The 20119-nt window shown below is 40.3% G+C and carries 20 protein-coding genes; 14 read left to right on the forward strand and 6 right to left on the reverse strand.

Annotation, left to right across the window (positions count from 1 at the left end):
* The first annotated feature begins 87 nt into the window (after positions 1-87).
* The gene (bamA, locus tag SHALO_RS01400; RefSeq protein WP_069477044.1) at positions 88-2337 is read left to right on the forward strand and encodes an outer membrane protein assembly factor BamA; all 2250 of its coding nucleotides are present in this window, start codon (positions 88-90) and stop codon (positions 2335-2337) included.
* Positions 2338-2398: 61 nt separating this feature from the next.
* On the opposite strand, the gene SHALO_RS01405 is transcribed toward bamA, so the two are convergent.
* The 6 genes from SHALO_RS01405 to plsY form a co-directional block, all read right to left on the reverse strand.
* Positions 2399-3865 carry a Ppx/GppA phosphatase family protein gene (locus SHALO_RS01405; RefSeq protein ID WP_069477045.1) on the reverse strand — a complete coding sequence of 489 codons (1467 nt, stop codon included), beginning with the start codon at positions 3863-3865 and terminating at the stop codon, positions 2399-2401.
* Entirely contained in the window at positions 3865-4116 is a 252-nt protein-coding gene (locus SHALO_RS01410; protein WP_025343508.1) for a YfhL family 4Fe-4S dicluster ferredoxin, read from the reverse strand. Before SHALO_RS01410 ends, SHALO_RS01405 begins: the two co-directional genes overlap by 1 nt.
* Positions 4117-4183: 67 nt before the next feature.
* Positions 4184-5494, reverse strand: coding sequence for a sensor histidine kinase (locus SHALO_RS01415; protein WP_084010644.1), 1311 nt, complete (start codon positions 5492-5494; stop codon positions 4184-4186).
* Positions 5473-6144 (reverse strand): homeostatic response regulator transcription factor HsrA, encoded by a 672-nt coding sequence (hsrA, locus tag SHALO_RS01420; protein ID WP_012856039.1) that lies wholly within the window; start codon positions 6142-6144, stop codon positions 5473-5475. The genes SHALO_RS01415 and hsrA overlap by 22 nt, the downstream gene beginning before the upstream one ends.
* Positions 6145-6223: 79 nt before the next feature.
* Positions 6224-6559: a dihydroneopterin aldolase gene (locus SHALO_RS01425; RefSeq protein WP_069477046.1), complete on the reverse strand. Its 336-nt coding sequence runs from the start codon at positions 6557-6559 to the stop codon at positions 6224-6226.
* Positions 6559-7185: a glycerol-3-phosphate 1-O-acyltransferase PlsY gene (plsY, locus tag SHALO_RS01430; RefSeq protein WP_069477047.1), complete on the reverse strand. Its 627-nt coding sequence runs from the start codon at positions 7183-7185 to the stop codon at positions 6559-6561. Before plsY ends, SHALO_RS01425 begins: the two co-directional genes overlap by 1 nt.
* 100 nt (positions 7186-7285) lie before the next feature.
* Here plsY and nadA point away from each other — a divergent pair, with 100 nt between their 5' ends.
* The 13 genes from nadA to ribD all read left to right on the forward strand — a co-directional run bounded on the left by nadA (position 7286) and on the right by ribD (position 20115).
* Complete coding sequence (gene nadA / locus SHALO_RS01435; RefSeq protein ID WP_069477048.1) at positions 7286-8278, forward strand: quinolinate synthase NadA; 993 nt, start codon at positions 7286-7288, stop codon at positions 8276-8278.
* The gene (nadC, locus tag SHALO_RS01440) at positions 8275-9105 is read left to right on the forward strand and encodes a carboxylating nicotinate-nucleotide diphosphorylase (protein WP_069477049.1); all 831 of its coding nucleotides are present in this window, start codon (positions 8275-8277) and stop codon (positions 9103-9105) included. The genes nadA and nadC overlap by 4 nt, the downstream gene beginning before the upstream one ends.
* A 16-nt stretch (positions 9106-9121) precedes the next feature.
* Entirely contained in the window at positions 9122-10180 is a 1059-nt protein-coding gene (gene flhB / locus SHALO_RS01445; RefSeq protein WP_069477050.1) for a flagellar biosynthesis protein FlhB, read from the forward strand.
* Positions 10181-10244: 64 nt separating this feature from the next.
* Positions 10245-11189, forward strand: coding sequence for a DHH family phosphoesterase (locus SHALO_RS01450; RefSeq protein ID WP_069477051.1), 945 nt, complete (start codon positions 10245-10247; stop codon positions 11187-11189).
* Positions 11186-12556, forward strand: coding sequence for a peptidoglycan metallopeptidase Pgp6 (gene pgp6 / locus SHALO_RS01455; RefSeq protein WP_069477052.1), 1371 nt, complete (start codon positions 11186-11188; stop codon positions 12554-12556). Before SHALO_RS01450 ends, pgp6 begins: the two co-directional genes overlap by 4 nt.
* Complete coding sequence (gene minC / locus SHALO_RS01460; protein WP_069477053.1) at positions 12553-13146, forward strand: septum site-determining protein MinC; 594 nt, start codon at positions 12553-12555, stop codon at positions 13144-13146. The genes pgp6 and minC overlap by 4 nt, the downstream gene beginning before the upstream one ends.
* Complete coding sequence (gene lpxC / locus SHALO_RS01465) at positions 13143-14027, forward strand: UDP-3-O-acyl-N-acetylglucosamine deacetylase (RefSeq protein WP_069477054.1); 885 nt, start codon at positions 13143-13145, stop codon at positions 14025-14027. The genes minC and lpxC overlap by 4 nt, the downstream gene beginning before the upstream one ends.
* 92 nt (positions 14028-14119) lie before the next feature.
* A complete protein-coding gene (locus tag SHALO_RS01470; RefSeq protein WP_238585270.1) occupies positions 14120-14482 on the forward strand; it encodes a hypothetical protein in 363 nt (120 codons plus the stop codon).
* Positions 14483-14491: 9 nt separating this feature from the next.
* On the forward strand, positions 14492-15376 hold the full coding sequence (thrB, locus tag SHALO_RS01475; RefSeq protein ID WP_069477056.1) for a homoserine kinase: 885 nt from the start codon (positions 14492-14494) through the stop codon (positions 15374-15376).
* Positions 15377-15655: 279 nt separating this feature from the next.
* Positions 15656-18313 (forward strand): translation initiation factor IF-2, encoded by a 2658-nt coding sequence (infB, locus tag SHALO_RS01485; RefSeq protein WP_069477058.1) that lies wholly within the window; start codon positions 15656-15658, stop codon positions 18311-18313.
* Positions 18310-18687 (forward strand): 30S ribosome-binding factor RbfA, encoded by a 378-nt coding sequence (gene rbfA, locus SHALO_RS01490; protein WP_069477059.1) that lies wholly within the window; start codon positions 18310-18312, stop codon positions 18685-18687. Before infB ends, rbfA begins: the two co-directional genes overlap by 4 nt.
* On the forward strand, positions 18680-19108 hold the full coding sequence (locus SHALO_RS01495) for an LSm family protein (RefSeq protein WP_069477060.1): 429 nt from the start codon (positions 18680-18682) through the stop codon (positions 19106-19108). Before rbfA ends, SHALO_RS01495 begins: the two co-directional genes overlap by 8 nt.
* On the forward strand, positions 19102-20115 hold the full coding sequence (ribD, locus tag SHALO_RS01500) for a bifunctional diaminohydroxyphosphoribosylaminopyrimidine deaminase/5-amino-6-(5-phosphoribosylamino)uracil reductase RibD (RefSeq protein ID WP_069477061.1): 1014 nt from the start codon (positions 19102-19104) through the stop codon (positions 20113-20115). Before SHALO_RS01495 ends, ribD begins: the two co-directional genes overlap by 7 nt.
* Positions 20116-20119: the final 4 nt, after the last annotated feature.

Consider the following 20119-nt stretch of genomic DNA (forward strand, 5'->3'; position numbering starts at 1 on the left):
ACCTTTATGAGGTTTAATAGGCACTTAATTCTAGAGATGGTATTATATTCAAAATATCTAAAAAAATAAATTCTAGGGCTAATCAGTATGAAAAAAATAACTGCGTTGTCTCTTGTTGTCGCGACTACTTTGTGTGCGGCTCCGTTAAAAAGCCTTCAGTTTGATGGTTTGATCCACCTCTCTCCTGAAATGGCTTCAGAGATGATCGATATGAGAGCCGGTGACTCTATCGATATGGAAAAAATCGATAAAGCCGTAAAAACGCTTTACAAACAGAACTATTTTGAAGATGTTTGGGTCGAAGAGGTGAGCGAAGGTGCTCTGTTGATCCATGTGAAAGAAAAACCCGTTATTGCTAAGGTCGATTTTTTAGGCATTAGTGAGAGCGACAAAGATGAGATGAATAAACTTGCAGGCATCAAAAAAGGTGAAGTTTATGATGCTGAGCGAGCAGAACTCTCCAAACTCAAAATTATCAAGTTTTATGAAGACAAAGGGTATTTTGATACCGTTGTTGAGATCAAGACGACTCCGCTGAGTGAAAAACTCTCGATGTCATTGGATTTTGTCATTAACCGCGGTGAAAACGTTGTGATTAAAAACGTTACCTTATGCGGTACAAAAGAGCTGGATTATGATGATGTTGAGCCGAATATCGCCAATAAAGCTGCAGAGTGGCTTCCTTGGATGTGGGGCTTTAACGATGGAAAGCTGAGAACCAGTGATTTAGAGCATGACTCTGCTCGTATTAAAGATACGTATATGCAAAAAGGTTACTTGGACTGTGAAGTGAGTCAACCTTTCTTAAAAACCTACCTCGATAGTTATACCGCTGATCTTGTTTACAGCATCAGTGAAGGCGAACAGTACAAAGTGGGTACGATCGCGATTGAAATTCCAGAAGGGTTTATCGATAGCGATGAAGTGATTAAAGCGATGTTCCTTCAAAATGGAAAAGTCTTTAACGTTGCAAAACTTCGTAAAGATATGGCATTGATTGAGACCAAGGTCGCGGATCAGGGGTATGCGTTTGTGAAAATCGTTCCGGATGTTAAAAATGACAAAGCAACACATATCGCAAACATTACATACCGTGTCATCCCTGGTGAAAAAGTCTATATCAACAATGTCAGAATCGCAGGCAATAGCCGAACGATTGATCGGGTTGTTAGACGAGAAATCTATTTAGCCAATAACGATCTTTACAGCAGAACCGATGTGACCGATACAAAAAGTGCGCTTAAGCGAACAGGTTATTTTGAAGATGTTGAGATTAAAGAAGAGCGTTTGAGTAAAAACTCTATGGACTTAGTCATCAATGTCAAAGAAGCTTCAACAGGTTCCATCGGTGGTGGTATTGGTTATGGCTCATCTGATGGACTTTTGTTAAGTGCGAGTGTGTCTGATGGCAATATCTTTGGTTCAGGTTTGCGAGCTGGTATTGATGTGGAAAGATCTGATAGTGAACTTAATGGAGCACTCTCTTTAAGCAATCCACGCCTTTTTGACTCTGTTTACAGTCTCAGTGGTAAGATTTATGCTGCCGACAATGACTACGACTATTATGATGAAGAGCGATACGGAATCAACATTGTTTTAGGGCGTAAAATTGCACGTAACTGGGGTGTTTCAATAGGGTATATTATTGAACAAAACAAACTCTCCGATGTGGATGACAGCGTTGATACCTCTTTGTATACCACAGAGCGAACACTTAAAAGTTCAGTTGTTCCAGGTATCTCGTTTAACAATACCGATGACTACTACCTTCCACGCAGTGGTATCGCTGCAAGCAGCAGTTTAGAGATTGCAGGATTGGGTGGTGATGAAAAGTTTATGAGCAGTGTCAATAAATTTGCGACCTATTACGGTCTGCAAGATTTGATCGATTATGATTTGATTTTACGTTACAAAGCACAGTTCAAATACCTTGCCATCAATGATTCAGATGAAAAATACTCTTATGGTGAGAAGTACTATATGGGTGGTGTTAGAACCATTCGTGGTTATGAGTCTAACTCTATTTCTCCAAGAGGTACGCCTGCGCCTCTCAAGGGCGAACCTCTTGGTGCGCTTGTTGGTGGTAACACAATGCTCATTAATACCGTAGAAGCGAGCTTCCCATTGATCGAACGTCTTAAAATGCGTGCCGCAATCTTTTTTGACTATGGTATGATCGGTGAAGATAATTTAAATATTAAACGTGGTGGTACGGGTATTGCGCTTGAATGGGTTTCTCCATTGGGACCGATTGGGCTTATCTTTGCACAGCCGGTTATGGATGAAGCAGGGGATGAAAAAGCATCCTTTGAATTTACAATCGGACAGAAATTTTAATCTTACATGTAACCAAGGAAAGCGTCTCTTTCCTTGGTCTTCTTCGCTTCAACTTCCTAAATTACTTAATAATAATCGCAAAAGAGGCTGGTTTAATCAGCTGTTTAATCTGTTCACGTGCTAAAAAAAGTCTCTTCTCTGCTTGAATAGTGAGGGTGTGATTTTGGTAGCTAAAGGCAATTTTGCTGCGACGCATATCGCTGTTAATGGCTTTGGCTAACGAGAGAATGAAGCTGAGCCATTGCACGGTTTGCATATCGGGCAAAAGGGTTTTATAAAGCGTCATATCCTCTTGTGCTGGAAGTTTGTTGACGTGGTATTTAATCAACATCGCAATAAGAATTTTTTGTTCATGCGAAAAGCCGTAGTTGAGGTTATTTAAAATAAAGTAGAAACTGTGCAGATGATTTTGATAAAACCCTAACTTTGTGCCTATGTTATGAAGTTCTGCGGCGACACCCAGTTCGTATTTGAAGTTCTCAGGTATGCCATGAAGAGGAGAAAGTGTATCAAAAAGAAGGTGCGAAACCCTTTTAATATAGAGATTATCTTCTTCCATCAGAGAGAAACGATCTTTAAAACTGCGAAGGCTGAGTTTAAAATCGGAGCTAAATTTATGGTGGTGGGAGCGTAAGAGATCGCACAAATAAGCTCCTTCTCTAATTCCCGCACCACTGGTGATCATTGTTTTGCTGGAGAGTTTTTGCAAGATAGACTGAAAGATAATGCACCCTTCGCGCATCGTATCAAAGCGATCTTTACGCACACCTAGATTCTTAAGTCCCAAAACATCGGAACTGACGATGGCATTGACCAACGAGGTGTGCGAGGCGATTTCATACTCAAAGCCATGCACTGTCTTAAGAGGGTAATTGGTGCGCTCCATAATGATCTTAGAAAGCGACCTGAGTGTTCCACCGATGCCAATCATATCGTTACATGTAAAGCGCTCTGGAATCTTTTCAATGGCTTCATTGATAAAAGCACGAATTTTTTCCAAAGGTATTTTTTTATCAAAAAAGAGCTCTTTGAGTCGGACAGTGCCAATATTTAGCGAGATCGTTTCAACAATCAGACCATTTTCAATCTTAGCAAGTTCTGTTGAGCCTCCACCAATGTCAATCGTCACAGCATCGTGGATCTCTTTAAGGTAGTTCAGTGCGCCTACTGCACCATAATACGCCTCTTTCGTTCCTTCAATAATTTTAATATTGATATTAAGCTCATGATGGACTTGGTTAATAAAAGCATTGGCATTGGGGGCATCACGAAGTGCAGACGTGGCAATGCAGAGCACCTTGTTGCACTTGAGTCCTTTAATGATATGCCCAAACTCTTCAAGCGCAGTAAAAGCGCGTTTCAGTGCAGGCTCTTGCAGTACACCATCAAAGTTGTAAGCACCTTCTCCAATGCGTACACGACTCTTGGTCTCATTAATCAGGTGGAAAGCAAAACGACTACTTTTTTCAAAGATTGCCATTCGTGCAGAGTTGGATCCTATATCAATAATGGCTGTGCGTTTAGACATTAAAGGTCGCTATTAAGCTGTTCGTATTTTAGCTTTAGCTCTTCAACGCTTTCGATATTATCTGGGTCTGCAACGATGCACTCAACAGGGCACACAGAGATACAGGCAGGCTCATCGTAGTGACCAACACACTCTGTACAAACATCTGGATCAATGATATAAATTGGATCAGACTCCTCAATCGCTCCATTGGGGCATTCATCGCGACACGCGTCACACGCGATACACTCTTCCGTGATCATTAAAGACATGCTTGTTTTCCTTATTTAAAGTCAAATTTATTGACGAGTTTATACACTAAAAATACTTTAACGAAATTTAAAGAGAACGTTTGCGAAGAGGAAGTAAGAGTGTAGCTACTGTTCCTTGCCGATCTTCCCTGTTTTTGAGCGTGATTTTTGCCCCTATTGCATCGGCGGCATTTTTTGCAAGGAAAAGTCCAAGCCCCGCACCTGTTTGATTTCCATAGCGTTTAAACGGTGCAAAAAGATCTTTACTCTCATCAATGCCAATTCCTTCATCAATGACATGTACCACAAAGCCCTCTTTTAAAAGCAGCGCTTGAATCGTGATATTTCCATGCTTTGGCGTGAATTTGATCGCATTTTGAACAAAATTCTGTAAGATATGAATCAAAAGAGTGGGTTGAAGCATCATTTTATAGCTCAGAGGTGCGATCTCTTCAATAAGATTTTTATCTTCCATCTTGGCTAAAATGGTGTAATTATTCACTTGCTCTTTTAAAAAAGCAATCAAATCAATTTCTACAGGTTTTTCAAACTGCGCCCCTTCTTGCCTACCAATCTCTAAGATATTGCTGATCATCTTGTTCATATCGTTAATCGTTTGGTTATTGCTTTTGATCGTATCTATATATTTCTCATTCTCTCTTGGTTTTAAAAGTGTCACTTCATTCTTCGTTTTCATAACCGCCAAAGGCGTTTTGAGTTCATGTGCGGCGCCGATGAAGAGCTCTTTTTGAGAGTTAACAAAGATTTGAATACGCTCAACCAGTTTATTGATACTTGATCCCAAAGGTTGAAACTCACTGGGGAGCTTTTGTGTTTCAATCATCTGTAAAAAGTTTTCATTCATATTGGCAAGTTTGTTGGTCAAGGAGCGAATGGGAAGGACTAGCATCCGAGAGAGGAAAAGTGCATAAAAAAGGATCAAGAAGATTGCTGTTAGGTTAATGCTCAAAATATTTCTAAGAATTTTGTTTAGTAAAATATCGGTATTTGAGATGTCTTTGGTGATAGAGATAAAGTAATGCTCGCGTTTTTCCAAAGGATAGTAGATGGTCAGAAATTTTTGCTCATCCTTTTCACTGTGCTCAAACGAAGGGGTATTGCCTTGATTGACACGAATGGCAATCGTTACTTGCACATCGTTGGGGTTATTGATAGAACTTAAGGAAGGATCAAAAATATTAATGCCCATACGCTCAATGGAGCTGGTGCGTGATGTAGCAATAATCTGGGCTTGTTTGGTGAGTTCGTGGGTAATATCTTCAAAAATTGAGATTTTAATGTAGTTGTAGAGGATGACGGAAAAGATTACAATCAGTGTCGCCGAAGCGGACACCAATTGTAATATAAAACTTTCTCTTATACTTTTTTGGGAAAGCAAAATCTATAACCTCTTCGTCTAACGGTCTCAATCGTTGAGATTTCCAATGGTTTGTCCATTTTTTGACGAATTTGGTTAATAGCAACTTCAATAACGTTAGGTGTCACAAGCTCTGGCTCTTCCCAGATTGCATCAAGGAGTTGCTCTTTAGAGACGATTTGGTCGCTGTGGCGAGCAAGGTGAGTTAATACTTCAAACGGTTTACCTTTAAGTTCAATCTCTTGACCTTTGTAGGTAATTTTTTCTTCATCAGGATCGATCGTAAGGTCATCAATTTTGATAACATTGGTACCGCCAAAACGAAGACGTGCTTCGATACGAGCGACTAAAATATCAAAATCAAATGGTTTACGGATGTAATCATCAGCACCTGCTTTAAGGGCTTTGATTTCGCTCTCTTTGTCATCTTTTGCAGAGATAATCACTGCAGCCGTGCGAGGAGATTTTTGTTTAATGAGGTTGATAAGATCAACGCCATCGCCATCAGGGAGCATCCAGTCTGTTAAAACGAGGTCATAATTACGAATACCAATGTAGTATTCTGCATCTTTATAGTTTTCAGAGCTGTCGGTTTGGTACCCGAACTCTTGTAAGCCTTCTGCAATAGTCTTATTGAGGGTTACTTCATCTTCAACGATTAAAATTCGCATTATAAATTCCTTAGTTGCTAAAATTTAAACGGGATTATAGCATAATTTTAGCTAGATTTAAAGTTTTTTTAATTAAATTTTAATTTTGGGCGTAGTAAATCGTGTGCGAAACCCCAACTATCGCATTTGGCAAAATATCAGGTTTTAAAATTTTGAGTTTAAGTTTTGAGATTTGTGGATAGAAAACTTTAAGTTTTTGACTTAAATCTTTCAAAGCATCTTCGAGTAAGAAGTAGCGCATCGCGTTCATTTCAGATTCTAAAAAAGCAGAAACTTTAGCATAATCAATGAAATTATCCCCATGATAATCATACGAAATCTTTACATGTAACGTAACGTTTTGAGGGGTGAGGCGCTCTTCTTCAAGAATGCCTACAATCGTCTCAAATGTTAAATTTTGAATATGAATCTGCATCAGACAACTTTTGATTCTTTCCCTTGAAACAGACGAATAATATTGGGAATGTGTTTATACACAATCAAAAATGCGATGATGAAAATCGGCGCATGGGTTTTGATCCCTTCAAGATCAGGATGAAGGATAAACGAAGAGAGAATCAAAGCACACAGTGCCAAGAGGGATGATAACGAAGAGATTTTAAGTACTTTGCCCACAACAAACCATGTCACAAAAGCGATCAAAGTTTCAAAAGGAAGCATCACAAACAGCACTCCAGCTCCTGTTGCCACGCCTTTACCGCCTTCAAATTTTAGGTAAGGACTGTAGCAATGACCAATGACTGCAAAAATAGCGATCGCCCACAGCGTTTCGATACTTAATCCCAAAAATTTACCAACGAGTAAAAGGACAATGCCTTTAAGCGCATCTAAAACAACCGTAGCGATGGCGAGTTTTTTTGCCAACACGGGATTGGTTTCTTTGAGAACACGAAGTACATTGGTCGCCCCGATACTTCCACTTCCCGCTTCTCGAATATCTTGACCTGTAAAAAGTTTTGCTAAGAGTAAACCAAACGGAATGCCGCCCACAAGATAGCTTAAAATATAAAATTGAACGTTAATATTATAGAGAAAATCCACACACAATCCTTCATTGAAATTGCCACAGTATAGCAATAATTTTGTTATTATTTCTTTAACGCTATAATAAGTTTTTTCGATAGAACGCAAGGAATTTAGGGTGGATAATTCAAAACTCAAAGAAGAAATTTTAAAACTCAAAGACGAGTTACATGTAAGCATTGTGGCCCATTTTTATCAGAAAGATGAAGTGTTTGAACTGGCTGATTTTGCAGGAGATTCGCTTCAGCTCGCTCAGTGGGCAGCCAAAGATAAAAATCCCTATTTGCTCTTTTGCGGTGTGGGATTTATGGGGCAAAGTGTCAAGATTTTAGCACCCGAAAAACGTGTTTTAATGCCTAAAATCGCCTGTTGCGCGATGGCTCGGATGATCGATGTGGACTATTTTGATCAAAATGTAGCCCTTTTAGAAAAAGCGGGTATTGCCAAAGAAGACATTTTGCCAGTGACGTATATCAACTCCTCGGCAGATGTGAAAGCGCGCATTGGCATGATGGGTGGGTATGTGTGCACCAGCTCCAACGCGAAAAAAATTATTACCAAAGCACTGGAGAGCAACAAGAAAATTCTCTTTGTTCCCGATCGCTGTCTGGGACAAAACATCGCCAAAGAGATGGGGTTAAAATCATGCATTGTGGGTGATGGAAGTGATCCTAAAGAGGCGGACATTTTATGCTATAACGGTTTTTGCTCGGTTCATCAGCTCTTTGATGTCGATGACATCGCGTTTTACCGTGCTAAGTATCCCGGTATCCTCATCGTCACGCATCCAGAGTGCAAGCCTGACGTGTGCGATCTCTCCGATTTTGTGGGCTCAACCAGTCAGATTATCGACTACGTGAAAAAACTTCCTTTGGATCAAAAAGTTGCCATTGGTACGGAATACAATATGATTAAGCGTTTGCGTAAAGAGAATACCTATGTGCTCTCTTCTTCAAAGCCAGAGTGTCCTACGATGAATGAAACCACACTCCAAGATGTGTACAACGTGCTTCTCAGCATCAAAGAAGAGCGATTTGAGAATGAGATTAGCATCTCCGAAGAGACCCGAAAATGGGCGCATGTAGCGCTGAATCGGATGTTTGAGCTATGATCAAAACATTTGTTAAAAAAGCACTTGAAGAAGATGTTGGCAGAGGAGATCTTTTTTCATTGGTCGGCAAAGACAGTTTTGCGAGTGCTAATATCATCTGTAAAGATGAGGGGATTTTTGCAGGAAAACCTTACGTTAAAGCGCTGTGCAAGATGAACAAACTGGATGTTACCTTCTACTTTGACGATGGTGATACACTTCAAAAAGGCGATTTGGTTGCCTTAATCGAAGGCAAATCTAAAAATATTTTGCGGTGTGAACGAACGATTTTAAACCTCATGCAACACGCCAGTGGCATTGCGAGCAATGTTGCTGCGTATAAAAAAATACTTGAAGGCTACCGTGTCAAACTGCTGGATACTAGGAAAACCAGACCGCATTTGCGCGTGTTTGAAAAATACGCCATTCGTTGTGGTGGCGGTAATAACCACCGAATGGGCTTGGATGATTGCTTGATGATTAAAGATACCCATCTGAAAACTATCGACGATCTGAATGTTTTTATTGAAGAAGCCAGAGAGAAACTTCCCTTTACATGTAAGATTGAAATTGAGTGTGAAGATGTAGAATTTGCGAAGTTTGCGATGCAATGTGGCGCCGATATTGTGATGTGTGACAATATGTCGTATGAAGCGATAGAAGCCGTTGTTGCGTATAAAAACAGCGATTTTCCTCATGTGCTTTTAGAAGCGAGTGGCAACATTACCAAAGAAAATATCGTAGCATACGCTCAAACAGGCGTGGATGCGATTAGCAGTGGGAGTTTGATTCATCACGCGGTTTGGCTTGATTTTTCAATGAAAATTACCCATAAAACTGTGATCTAAATAGGAATGTTGCACTGTGGCAGATGATCAAGAAAAGACGGAAGAGCCCAGTTCCAAGAAGATTGAGGATGCCAGAAAAGATGGCAATGTCCCCAAAAGCCAAGATACCAGCGCTTTTGTCACGTTAGTCGTGGCACTGGTTGCTTTTTTAGCGCTCTTCCCGTGGATAGAATCACGCATCGTCTATCTTTATTTTTATTATCAATCCCTCATTGGCACCGAAATCACCAAAGAAGCAACACTTCAAATCTCAATGATCTCGTTTCGTGAAGTTCTTTTTATGGTGATTCCCCTCTCATTAGCCGTAGCTATTTCTGGAATTTTAGCCAATGTGATGCAAACAGGTTTTATTTTTACCACCAAACCGTTGATACCGGATTTTTCAAAACTGGATCCGGTGAAAGGGCTAAAAAATCTTTTTTCGATGAAAAAAGCGGTAGAGACGATCAAAATTATTATCAAAGTAGGGATGATCTTATGGGTATGCTACTATTTTTTACTCTCGTTTACCAAAGAACTTCCTACTGTTATCTATTTTCCACTCTATGATCAATTGGCGTGGCTAAAAGAGAAAATGCTCATTTTGGTTGCTGTCATTTTATTGCTCTTTTTGGTTCTCTCCTTAGCGGATTTGATGTTTGTTCGCTACAACTACTTTAAAAGTTTGCGGATGAGCAAGCAAGAGTTGAAAGATGAATACAAACAGATGGAAGGTGATCCGAAGATTAAAGCCAAAATCAGGCAGATTCAGATGCAAATGACGCGCAAGCGCATGATGCAAGAGATTCCCCAAGCCGATGTCGTTATCACCAACCCAACGCATTATGCCGTAGCCATTCGCTACAACCAAGAAAAAGAGGCAGCGCCTAAAGTCATTGCAAAAGGGACAGATTACATAGCGCTTCGCATTAAAGAGATTGCGATGAATTATAATATTCAGATTGTTGAAAACCCTCCCTTGGCAAGAGAGCTCTATAAAAAGTGCAATATTGGTGAGATTATTCCTGAAAATCTTTACAAGGCCGTTGCTGAAGTATTGGCGTTTGTCTACAAAAGCTCTAAAAAAATGCGCTAGGGAGCATCAATAACTTTTCAGTCAAAATTAAGTATAATTACCCTTTTACGAATGTGGAGTTAAGATGTATCACCAAGCGTGGAAGCGTATGCTTGAAGCCAATCACATTGTTATTGTCTCTCATGTACACCCCGATGGCGATACGTTAGGGAGTGCGCTAGCGTTGTATGATGCACTGATCCGCACGGGGAAAAAAGTAACGCATTACAACAAAAACAGTGAATTACCACGTGTGTACGATTTTTTGCCAGGATTTTCAAAAATCAAAAATAGCGTACCAAAGCATTTTGATCTTGTGGTCAGTTGTGATTGCTCAACCCGTGATAGGCTCAAAATCCCTCTTGGAGATTATGAGATTATCAACATTGACCATCACCTCACCAACCACTATTTTGGAGATATAAACCTTGTGGTCGATCGCTTCACGAGTGCCGGGATGGTGGTGTATGAGCTTTTAAAAGCCAATGGCATTGAGATGAGCCAAGCGTGTGCAACCTGCCTTTACACGGCGATTGCAGACGATACAGGGTTTTTTCAGTATGGCGACATGGATGAATTTACTTTTAGCATTGTGGCACAACTGGTGAAAGATGGCGCCAATCCAAAAGAGATCGCTTCTAAGGTGAAGCGCAGAGAATCGCTTTCAAAGATAAGACTCTATGGGTATATGCTCAACCATTTTGATCTTTATGAAAATGGGCGTATCGCGACCATTATTTTTGATAAAGCAGCCCTGGAAGCAACAGGTGCCAAAAGAGACGATACCAAAAATATCGTCAATATGCTCAGAAGCATTGCAAATGTCACCATTGCTATTATGATATTGGAAGAGAAAGAGGGAGGCTATAAAGTCTCATTACGCAGTAAAGATATTAATGTTTCAAACGTTGCGTTGGAGTATCAAGGAGGTGGTCATAAGACTGCCGCAGGGTTTGAAGTGCCCATCTGTGATCCCAAAATGCTTCGAGATGAAATTGTGGAAAAAATAAAAAGGATAGACAAAGAATGAAAAAACAGAGAAAATCATCCATAGCTGCGTTTGTGCTAGGATTTATTTTTTTACTTTTAGTAGGTGGCGTTGCATTTGTATTTAACTCCAATTTGTTTGAAAGAGAAGCTCCTCAAATTGTTCTTCCCAAAGAGATAGAGTGGAATTTAAAAGACCCGATTAAAGTTCAAATAGTCGATGCAAGTGGACTTCGTTTTGTGCGTGCTTCGCTCTTTGATGGTGAAAAAAGCATTATTTTAGATACAAAAGAGTTCAAATCAGCCGAAAAAATGGTTGATTTAAACCTCTCGTTCCCCAAAATGGGTTTTGGTGCCAATAAAAAAGTATTTGAGTTAAATATCGAAGCAGTTGATGGCAGCAAATGGAATTTCTTCTCTGGCAATAGCGTCAGTGCAAAATCGGTGATTAAAGTCGATACCAAAAGACCTGATGTCAATATCATTGGAAGTTCGTATAAGATTATGAAGGGTGGCGTTGCAGCGGTGATTTTTAAAGCGCAAGATGAAGCGATGAAATCACTCTACGTTGAGACGAATTTTGGTAAGAAATTTTATCCGACACCGTTTTACAAAGAGGGGTATTACATTACGTTAGTGGCATGGCCGACACATATCGAGAGTTTTACTGCTTCGGTTGTGGCAATAGACCGCGCAGGAAACTTAACTAAATCCCATGTACCTTATTTTTTACAAGATAAAAAGTACAAAACATCTACGATTGCATTGGAAGATCGCTTTTTGGATGGTAAAATTGCCGATTTGATTGCGGAAATGGCACCTGAACGCTCATCCCTTACCAAACTAGAAAAATTTAAATTTGTTAATGAAGATATGCGCAAAGGCAATGAAGCTAATATTTTAAAAGTAACCTCTGCGGTTCCAATAGACCTTATCAGCGGATTTTATTTAAAACCTTTTTACCCACTTCGCAATGGCAAAGTGGTTGCCAGTTTTGGCGATCACCGCTATTATGAGTATGAGAAGCAACCGACCAGTGAGTCATACCATTTAGGGCTAGATCTTGCCAGTAATGCGCAAGCCGCTATGCAAACTTCAAATGATGGAGTCGTCGTTTTTGCGCGTGAAAACGGCATTTATGGCAATAATATCATTATTTCCCATGGCTTAGGTGTTTATTCACTGTATGGGCACTGTTCTAGCTATATGGTCAAAGAGGGCGATGTGGTTAAAGCAGGAGAGTCCATCGCCAAAACAGGCTTAACAGGCTTAGCGTTAGGAGATCACCTTCACTTTGGTATGTACGTTCAAGGTGTGGATGTCAGACCAGAAGAGTGGATGGATGAGGTGTGGCTTAAAGAGAGCATTTTTAATGTAATAGAATCAGCAAAGAAGATTATGGATCGATGAAAGTAACGCAAAAAAACGTCAGAGTGTTTCATATTGAGATTGATGATGAAGCCTCTTTTTTAGACTATTTTAGAAAAAATAGCCTTCTTTTAAGGGAATTCTTTTTGCTTATAGAAGGTGAAATTACGAAGAATATTGCCTTTATTTTAGATCAAAGTGGTGTCTGTTATAAAGAGATCAATCAGTGTAACATTCGTTTTGGTGGTATCAAAAAAGAGGCACTCTCTCTTGAAGAGGCACCTAAAAAAGAGAAAGTTTTAGAAGAACAACCACCCAAACAGATGCCAAAACTCAAGCTCTATGATCGTCCGATTCGTTCAGGTGAAGAGATTGTTGAGAGTTTACCGATTGTTATTTTTGGTCGCGTTAACAGCGGTGCAAAAGTCTTTTGTGAAGAGAGTATGAGTATTTATGGTATTATTGACGGATTAGTACAGTGCGATGGCGAGTATATCGTGCTGAGTGGCATGAGCCCTAGAGGTCACCTCATTTTTAATGGCGAGATCGTGGATCGGGAGATGCTCAAACTTAATGTGCTTCAAAAAATCGTTATGCGAAATAACGTTCTTGAGATAAAGGAAGTTGTGTGAAACAGACCACATTAGCCAAAGCTGTCAGCGGTGTTGGAATTGGGCTTCATAAAGGTGAGCCTATTCAAATACGTCTTGAGCCTCTTGAAGCCAATAGCGGTATTCTTTTTTACCGAAGCGATATTGGACTCTTGGTTCAAGCCTTGCCTCAAAATGTTGTGAATACGCAAATGGCAACGGTCATTGGCAATGCAAGTGGCTATATCTCAACGATTGAACATCTTCTCTCTGCGGTATATGCGTATGGTATTGATAACATTAGAGTGGTTCTTGATGGTGCTGAAGTGCCTGTAATGGATGGAAGCAGTGCCAGTTTTTGTATGATGCTCGATGAAGCGGGAAAGCGAAAACTAGATGCGACCAAAGATGTCTTGATCATCAAAAAAGAGGTTGAAGTTGCCGATGGTAAAAAATTTGCACGCGTAACGCCGAGTCTGAAACCTACCTATAACTTTATGATTGAATTTGCGCATCCTTCCATTGGAAAACAAGAGTATCACTTTGAATTTAGCAAGAAAAATTTTATTGAAGAGATAGCGCGTGCACGTACGTTTGGTTTTATGAAAGATGTACAAATGCTACGTGCTCGCGGCCTTGGGCTTGGAGGCTCTTTGGATAACGCGGTTGTTTTGGATGAGACGAAGATTCTCAATCCTGAGGGGTTACGTTTTACCAATGAATTTGTCAGACACAAGATTTTAGATGCGATTGGCGATTTATCACTCCTCGGAGCTCCTTTTTTAGGAGACTACACCTCCTTTGCAGGAAGTCATAACTTAAATCATGAACTAACCAAAGCGATTTTAAGAGATCCAAGCAATTATGAAATTCGCACGCTAAGTGTTGAGAGAGCCCAAGAGTTTGAGAAGGTGTACGCATAAAAACTGCTGTTGATATTGTTGTTATAACGCTTACTTCGCCTTTACATGTAGGCATTTATGAAAATAACCAACTCATTAAAACGTATGAGACAGTGGATCAAACAAGTGAAGTTTTGCCCTTGCTTTTTGAGACTATTTTAAAAGAGTATCACCTTGTACGTCTCTTTTTTGCGAGAGGTCCTGGAAGTTTTATGGCGATTAAAATTACCTACATTTTTTTAAAAACGCTGAGTATTACACTGAACATTCCTCTTTTAGCCTGCGATGGATTTGCTTTTAATGAAGGAAGAGCGATTCGTGCGATGCGCAATCTCTATTTTATAAAAGAAGCAGAAGCGATTACCACGGTGCGTTTGGAAAGTCCTGTGGAGCAACATTTTACATTACCGAAAGTTTTAGATGAAACCCTTTTTACGAACGAAATTGAACCACTTTATATGTTACCAGCAGTTTAGGAGCGATGTGTGAAGATAAAGATACCAGCGACTAGTGCCAATTTAGGACCCGGATTTGATTGTTTAGGTCTTGCCATCGCACTGTACAATGAAGTTTGCATTAAGCCTTCAAGTTACCAAAGTATCTCTGTTAAAGGAGAGGGTGAAGAGAATGCAAAACTGAAAAAAAACAATATTTTTGTCTCCATTTTTTACGATATTTATCAAGAATTAGCGGGTAAAAAAGATCCTTTCAGGTTTGAGTTTTTTAATGCAATCCCTTTTTCAAGAGGGCTTGGAAGCAGTTCCGCCGTCATTGTTGGCGCCATTGCCAGTGCTTATGAGATGGCGGGTGTGAAAGCAAGTCGTGAGACTATTTTAAACAAAGCCATCTTATATGAAACGCATCCTGATAACATTGCCCCAGCCGTTTTTGGAGGCTTTACCAGCTCAGTAGTTGAAAGTGGAAGAGTAAAAACATTGAAAAAAGTGCTTGGAGAGAAGCTTAAAGTGGTGATGGTGATTCCTGATCGCCCTATGTCCACAGCGCATTCGAGGACACTACTTCCTAAATCGTACCCCATGAAAAATGTGGTGTACAATCTTTCGCGTGCATCTTTGCTAACGGCAGCATTTTTTAGCGAAAATTGGGAGTTTTTAAGAGTGGCATCCAAAGATTGTATGCACGAACATCGTCGTATGAAGCAGATGAAAGAACTTTTTGAAGTACGTGAGATTGCTTTAAGAAGTGGTGCCTTAATGAGTACACTCTCAGGAAGTGGCTCATCGTTTTTCAATCTCGTTAAGGCGGAAGATGCTCCAAAGGTTGCAATAGCCCTTAAAAATGCGTTTGGAATGTTTAGAGTAGAAATCTTTGAATTAGATAATAACGGTTTTGAAATCGTAAAAAGCTGAAAGACAGCTAAAATTTGATATAATCAGGCGCAAAAATGAGTCAACCCATACGAATGTGCATTGTTTGTAGAGAAAGATCTTTACAACACAGTTTACAAAGATTGCAGATTGTAGATGGAGAGCTCATGCTCTTTTCCAAAGTTGGAAGAAGCTTTTATATCTGCAAGGCATGTATGACAAACAATGAAAAGAAAGTTGTAAAAATACTCAACAATAAATGCAAAACAAATCACAAAGCAATGATGGAATTTGGTAAAATTTTTAAGGAGATAGGGTCGAATGGATAAAGTTCGTATAACCGAAATAGCAAAAGAACTGGGCATGAAGAACAAAGAGATCGTTGATAAAGCGGTAGATCTTGGTCTTGATGTCAAAGGGCACTCAAGTTCAATTAGTACAGAAGATGCCGAAAAACTCATGAATTACGTCTTAAGCGGAGAGACTGCACAAGCAAGTAAGCCGTCCCCTCAACCTAAAGCTCCAGAGATTAAAAAAGTTGAAGTCGTAGAGACTCCACCGCCTGTCGTTGAAAAACCAAAAGTACCTGAAGTTGCTGCTCCTAAAACAAAGACATTGAAAGAAAAAGAGCTTGAAACGGGTCATACCGCTCAAACTCCCCCTCAAAAAGAGCTGGTTGAGAATACAGTATCAGATGTAGCTGAAGATAAAGCAGACACAGTAGACAAAGTAGATCCAACCAATGTACAAAAGCGCAGAGGTTTGGTTATTGTTAAAAAGAAACGACCTGAAGTCAAAGAGGTCGAAGTTGAAGTAAGACAAAGCCCATCGTCGTTTTATGGTTCACGCGAGAGTACACCTTCAAGAAGTATGGAGTCCATGTTTGCTACGTCTAACAGTGCAAGCGAACTTCAGAAAAAGAAAAAGAAGCTTAAAAAAATACCTGCTGAGAAAAAATCCACGACAGAAAAATTGGATATTGCTTTAAATATTGAGATGGCAGATAACCGTATTGATACGGAAGAAGAGGATATGATTGTCCTTCCCGATCTTAATGTTGGTCTCTTGGTGAATGAAGAAGCCAAAAAGAAAAAACAGATCGATCCAAGCCAAATTAGAACCACTAAAAAAACCAATTTCGTCATGCAAGGTATTCAAAGAGTTGGTCGAAAGCGTAGACGCCGTCCAGTGCAAGTGCAAGAATCCGAAGCGATTAGTGCGATTGAAATTCCTGAAGAGATTAGGGTGTATGAGTTTGCTGAAAAGATCAATAAACCGGTGAGTGAAGTCATTAAAGAGCTTTTCTCGTTAGGTGTTATGTTTACCAAGAACGACTTTTTAGATAAAGATTCGATTGAAATTTTAGCAGAGACCTTTGGCATCAATGTGACAACGGTTAATGATCAAGAAGCGTTTGATTATGTTAAAGCGTACGATGATGAAGGTGAAGCTAGCGATCAAATTCTTGTTGAGCGTGCTCCTGTTATCACCATCATGGGTCACGTTGATCATGGTAAAACATCCCTCTTAGATTACATCAGAAGTGCCAAAGTCGCTGCAGGTGAAGCAGGTGGCATTACCCAACACGTGGGTGCTTATATGGTAGAGAAAAATGGTCGAAACATTACCTTTATCGATACTCCAGGTCACGAAGCCTTTACTGAAATGCGTTCACGTGGTGCGAAAGTGACCGACATTGTTATTGTTGTTGTCGCTGCAGATGATGGTGTTAAACCTCAAACCAAAGAGGCGATTGAACATGCAAAAGCGGCCAATGTTCCTATTATTATTGCCGTCAACAAAATGGATAAAGAAGCCGCCAATCCTGATCTTGTCAAAGCACAACTCGCAGAGCTTGGTATTACCCCTGTTGATTGGGGTGGAGAGCATGAATTTGTACCTGTATCTGCTAAAACAGGTATGGGTATCGAAGACTTGCTTGAGACTATTTTATTGCAAGCAGATCTTTTAGAGCTCAAAGCAGATCCTAGTCGTGAAGTGAAAGCCACCGTTATTGAAAGCTCCCTCGAAAAAGGGCGCGGTCCTGTCGCAACCGTTGTTGTTGAAGATGGTACGATGCGTGTGGGCGACATTGTGGTTGCTGGTGTTGCCTTTGGTAAAGTTAAAGCATTGCTCGATGATCTTGGACGCTCTGTCAAAGAAGCACTTCCTGGTGAGCCAGTTGTTGTTCTTGGACTGAGTGAAGTACCAGGTGCAGGCGATACGCTGATTAGCGTTAAGACAGATAAAATTGCACGTGAATATGCGAAGAAAAAAGCAGAATACCTCCGTCAAAAAGAGCTTTCTAAAACGACTAAAGTAAGTCTTGATGATCTAAGCGCGATGATTGCAGAGGGTGCTTTAAAAACACTACCTGTTATTATCAAAGCAGATGTTCAAGGAAGTCTTGAAGCGATCAAGGGAAGTTTGGAAAAAATCAGAAACTCTGAAACCAAAGTTAACATCGTGAGTGCAGGTATTGGTGGCATTACGGAGAGTGATGTCGCGATCGCGAGTGCGAGTTCAGACTGTATCATTTTAGGTTTCCATGTACGACCTACAGGTGTGGTTAAAGAGAAAGCAAAAAGTGCTGGTGTTGAGATTAAAACGTACAATATCATCTATGATTTGATTGATGATGTCACCAACATTGTAACAGGCCTTATGGCTCCTGTTATTCGTGAAGAGAATATCGGTCAAGCAATGGTTAGAGAAGTATTCCCTGTGCCAAAATTGGGACACATTGCGGGTTGTATCGTAACGGATGGAACCATTAACCGTGGTGTTAAAATCAGGGTTATTCGTGATGGCGTTATCATCTATGAAGGCAGTGTTTCATCCCTTAAACGTTTCAAAGAGGACGTTAAAGAGGTGGGTAAAGGGTTTGAGTGTGGTGTAGGTATCACAGGATACACGGATATTAAAGTGGGCGATTATATCGAGAGCTTTAAAGAGGTTGAAGAAAAAGCGAAACTATGATAGACAAAAGTATTAAAATCCAGAGAACCCAAAGCGTTTTAAGAGAACTTATTCCTGAAGCGCTTTCAACATTAGAAGATGAACTGCTTCGTGGGGTTTGTGTGATCGATGTTGAGTGTAGCCGTGGAAAATACGATGCGAACGTCTATTTAGATGGTTCTGTGTATGATGAAAAAGAGAAAAATTACATTCTTTCACGATTGGATCGCGTTCAGCGTCATATTCAAACCCACTGCATGCAAGCAGAAGGTTGGTTTCGCTGTCCCCATTTCACATTTTATTTCGATGATAGCTTAGAGCGCCAAAATAAGATGGATGCTCTGTTTGCAAAAGTGGAAGAAGAGCTCAAAAAAGGTAAGAATAACGATGCTTGATCAAGAAAAAATTGTAAAAATTGTAGAGAGCTGCGGTGTCTCTTTCTACGATACCGAAGTAGCAAACGAATTTGATAAAAGAATTTTTCGTCTTTACATTACGTCAAAAGAGGGCATTAGCCTTGATAAATGCGCAGAGATTAGCCGTATTTTATCCCCTATTTTTGATTTAGAGCCACCACTTGAGGGTGAGTATCTTTTCGAAGTCAGTTCTCCTGGCATTGAGCGAAAACTCACTAAGCCTGAGCATTTTACAGCTTCTATTGGTGAAAAAGTCAAAGTCAAGCTGAACAGTAAAGAGAAATTCATCGGGCTTCTTGAGAGCTTCGCTGACAATGTTGCCTTTGTTCGCGTTGAAAATGAACTCAAACAGATTTCACTGAATGAGATAGAAAGTATCCGAACTTATTTTGAATGGTAAGCGCGTTTGACACTCTTTTAATGCAAAAAGCACTTGATGCCGCTTGGGCGTATCAGGTGCTAACGTTTCCAAACCCTGCGGTTGGAGCAGTTGTGAGCAATGACCAAGGCGATATTTTGGGGGTTGCGGCACACCAAAAAGCGGGATATGCTCATGCTGAAGTGCTTGCAATTAAAGCAGCTTACGAAATACTCACAGAAGATAGACGCATCAGCGACATCGAAGATGCGAGCGAACTCCACACCTTTTTAAAAAAACATCACACCCATCTTTTCCACAATCTCTCTTTACATGTAACCCTAGAGCCGTGTCATCATTTTGGCAAAACTCCTCCATGCTCCTCCTTGATTGAAGCGCTTCATTTTAAACGGATTGTTATTGGCTCGTATGATGAAACTCAAGCACAAGGCGGTGGGGCGTATCTTCAAAGCAAAGGGATGGAGGTGCATTTTGGATGTCTGAAAAAGGCATGCGATCTGCTTTTATCTCCTTTTACATGTAAGGAAAACAAAGAGCCGTTTCTCTTTTTTAAACTCGCACTGAGTGCGAATGGTGTGGCTACGGGTGGGATAATTACGTCGCTTGATTCACGCGTTATGGTGCACCGTTTACGAGATCGCTGCGATCTTTTAGTTATCGGAGGCAATACGGTTCGAGTTGATCGTCCCATTTTAGATGCAAGGCTGTGTGATGGTAAAGCACCTGATGTGCTTATTTACTCTCATCACAACGATTTTGATCGCACCATTCCTCTGTTTGATATCCCTCATCGCTCGATCACGGTTGCTTCTGATCTTAATCATGTCAATGAGTACGAAATGGTGATGGTTGAAGGAGGGCAAGGGCTTTTGGATGCTCTTTCAAATGAAATCAAGTGGTATTTGATCTTTGAATCACCGCATGAAAAAGAGGGGAAGACGATCGTTTTACCCACAGGATTGCAAAAGATTTTTTCTCAAAGAGTGGGCGAAGATACGATGAGTTGGTATTTTAAACACACCGTCTAAACGG

Origin of the sequence: Sulfurospirillum halorespirans DSM 13726 (assembly GCF_001723605.1) — a bacterium.
GTDB classification, from domain to species: domain Bacteria; phylum Campylobacterota; class Campylobacteria; order Campylobacterales; family Sulfurospirillaceae; genus Sulfurospirillum; species Sulfurospirillum halorespirans.